Origin of the sequence: Sulfoacidibacillus thermotolerans (assembly GCF_003144315.1) — a bacterium.
GTDB classification, from domain to species: domain Bacteria; phylum Bacillota; class Bacilli; order Alicyclobacillales; family SLC66; genus Sulfoacidibacillus; species Sulfoacidibacillus thermotolerans.
Map to the genome: position 1 here is coordinate 1 of NZ_MPDK01000066.1, position 2,315 is coordinate 2,315.

The 2,315-nt window shown below is 43.5% G+C and carries 4 protein-coding genes; all 4 read right to left on the minus strand.

The genetic code is table 11. The features are described from left to right. Positions 1-69: 69 nt before the first annotated feature. Positions 70-282 (minus strand): hypothetical protein, encoded by a 213-nt coding sequence (locus tag BM613_RS14245; protein WP_109431822.1) that lies wholly within the window; start codon positions 280-282, stop codon positions 70-72. Continuing rightward, on the minus strand, positions 279-1,121 hold the full coding sequence (locus tag BM613_RS14250; protein WP_109431823.1) for a phage regulatory protein/antirepressor Ant: 843 nt from the start codon (positions 1,119-1,121) through the stop codon (positions 279-281). The genes BM613_RS14245 and BM613_RS14250 overlap by 4 nt, the downstream gene beginning before the upstream one ends. A gap of 111 nt (positions 1,122-1,232) precedes the next feature. Further along, positions 1,233-1,409 carry a helix-turn-helix domain-containing protein gene (locus BM613_RS14255; RefSeq protein ID WP_109431824.1) on the minus strand — a complete coding sequence of 59 codons (177 nt, stop codon included), beginning with the start codon at positions 1,407-1,409 and terminating at the stop codon, positions 1,233-1,235. A gap of 326 nt (positions 1,410-1,735) precedes the next feature. Beyond that, positions 1,736-2,315, minus strand: a 580-nt coding sequence (locus BM613_RS14260; protein WP_146192845.1) for a helix-turn-helix domain-containing protein, incomplete at its 5' end; no start/stop codon positions are given.

Here is a 2,315-nt window from a genome sequence, read left to right on the forward strand (position 1 = left end):
ACTGGAATTTTCGCCACGAAAAAAGCCCCCTTTTGGTTTCTCAACCGTTGGGGGCGGGGTAAGTATTTTTTATTTTGCCAGCGCCAAATGCCTATTTGCGAAGATTGTTCTTGCATCAGGAAAGTTTCCGCTGATTTCCTGCGCAACGGCGAGCAGGCGCTCTGCAACTTCTTCTTTGGATAGAACCTCGTCGTACAAAAGCGCGCTTGCAATCTCTAAAATTTCCGCATAAATGGCCGCTTGTTCGGCAAGGACAAACAGTTTTTGAAGTGATTCGCTCAATTTGATCGCTCCTTTGTTTGCAAAGAGTGGTTCTGCTGATCCGATTCTGCAACGATTCCACGCTTCTCCAAAATCTGGTGAATCAAAATTCTGCCGTTTTGTGTCCATCGCGTTGCAACAGTAGAGCCCATTTCGCCATCCGCTTTCTCAAACAAAAACGTGTTCGATTTCGTCAATCCTTGATTTTGGTATTTGCTTCGCAGCACCCACTGGCCGTTTACTTTGTATTGCAGGCCTTCTTCGTGCAAAATTTTGTTGAGCTGTTGTCCCGTCATTCCATAATCTTTCGCGATTTGCGTGATCGCTAACGTGCCTGTTGATTGCAGGATTTTCTCCAAATAAGAGATTTTTGGTGCATTTTCAACAACCAACCGTTCTAATACACGTTTTTCTGACTCAATTTTCTCATTTTCTTCAATTTGACTCACAAGCGCCAACAATGCTTCTTTATAGTTTTTGGGAAGTTGCTTTTGATACGTTTGAGTGGCGCGCTCCATTTCCTCGAACTTCGTGACATAGGCTGCTGTGAATAAAACGCCTTTTTCTCCAGTCATTTTATTTGCAATCATGTCGCAACCTTTGCGAGTAATGTTGTACTTTCTTCGGATTTCGCCTTTGCTGTCTCGGTAAGAATCTGGAATAAAGAAATTCAACGAGTCCAACTTTGGACTGGTTGGGTTTGGTATATTTAAGATTGATGAGGCAGCTTTTTCGAAAACTGAAATATATCTGTCAATATCTCTAAGTAAGTGTTTATGTTCCTTCCCGATCGTTTCAGCCACTTCTCGGCTGTCAGCTACAAATACACCATCGCGCTCTAAAATTGTAAGATTTTTCATCGGGGTTCCTCCTTGTTTTGCACAAGGATGCAGTGGTACAATGGAGTTGAACGCATTCCTTGTGCGTTGATTGTAGGAATTCGCTAATCTTAGTAGGGGAGGCGAATTCCTTTATTTGTTTTCAGATTCCCGTTTTTTCAGCCACTCCTCCACTTCGTAACGTTTATACCTAAGCGCCTTTCCACTTCCGTGATAAGGCATTCCTTCTTTTCTCCACTTCCAAACTGTTGTTCTTGTGATTCTTAGCCAATCGCAAAGTTCGGAAGTCGTCATGTACGGCTCCTCCACAAACACCTCCTCCAATCCATAACTACACAATAAATTCTTTTGTCATTTTTGTCAACTATATTATTTATGTTATCTTTTTAGCACTTTGCGACCACTCCCCATGCCTAAAGACAAGGGTGTGAATTAAATTCACGCCCCTTGTCGTCTTCAAGAATTTCTAACTCTTAGGCGGCGAGATGAATGGAACAAGTACGTCAAACGATAGAAACATACACCAATTTGATACACACTTTTCGGCGAAGAATTGGTCAGAATCCAAAATTGGGGACTGACTCAAAAAATCTCGAAAGCTCAAAGTTGAGCTTTCTAAAATTTAGAGCGAGTGGTCACTTTTCTTTATCTGATTGCTTGTTGTCTTTGTTAGCTTCTTTAATCCACGCTTTCCCGATTTCAAGCAGTTCAATCACCCGCTGTTTGGCCATCTGATCCCGAATGTCAATCTCCTCCCCTCCGATGATCACTACTTCGCTTTGAAGGAGCAACGCACTGACATCTACGTAAAATTCACGCGATAATAACAACTCTCCCACATCACAGCCGTATACTTTGGCTAGTTTAGAAATCGTATCAAAACCAACCCCTCGCCTCTTCCCACTTTCGAGGAGGGAAATGGTCGATACGCTGAGTCCGGACCTTCGCGCCACCTCGTTCATCGATAGCTTTTTTTTCATCCGAATCGCACGTAGCCGATTTAAGTCAACCGCAAACGCGCGTTCAGGACGATTGTCGTATTTCTTTTTTCCTGTGTCCGGGAGCAATAATTCTTCCACGGGAATCCCTAACGCTCCCGCGATCTTTTCTGTTACTGCGTAACTCGGATTTTTCACCCGCCCCAATTCAACAGACGAAAGATAGGGGATGGAAACCCCTGCTGCTTGAGCCAGTTGCGAGATTTTCATCCCTTTT

Excerpts from the sequence above, each read along its gene's own strand:
- BM613_RS14250 (WP_109431823.1), bottom strand. The coding sequence starts at position 1,121 with ATGAAAAATCTTACAATTTTAGAGCGCGATGGTGTATTTGTAGCTGAC.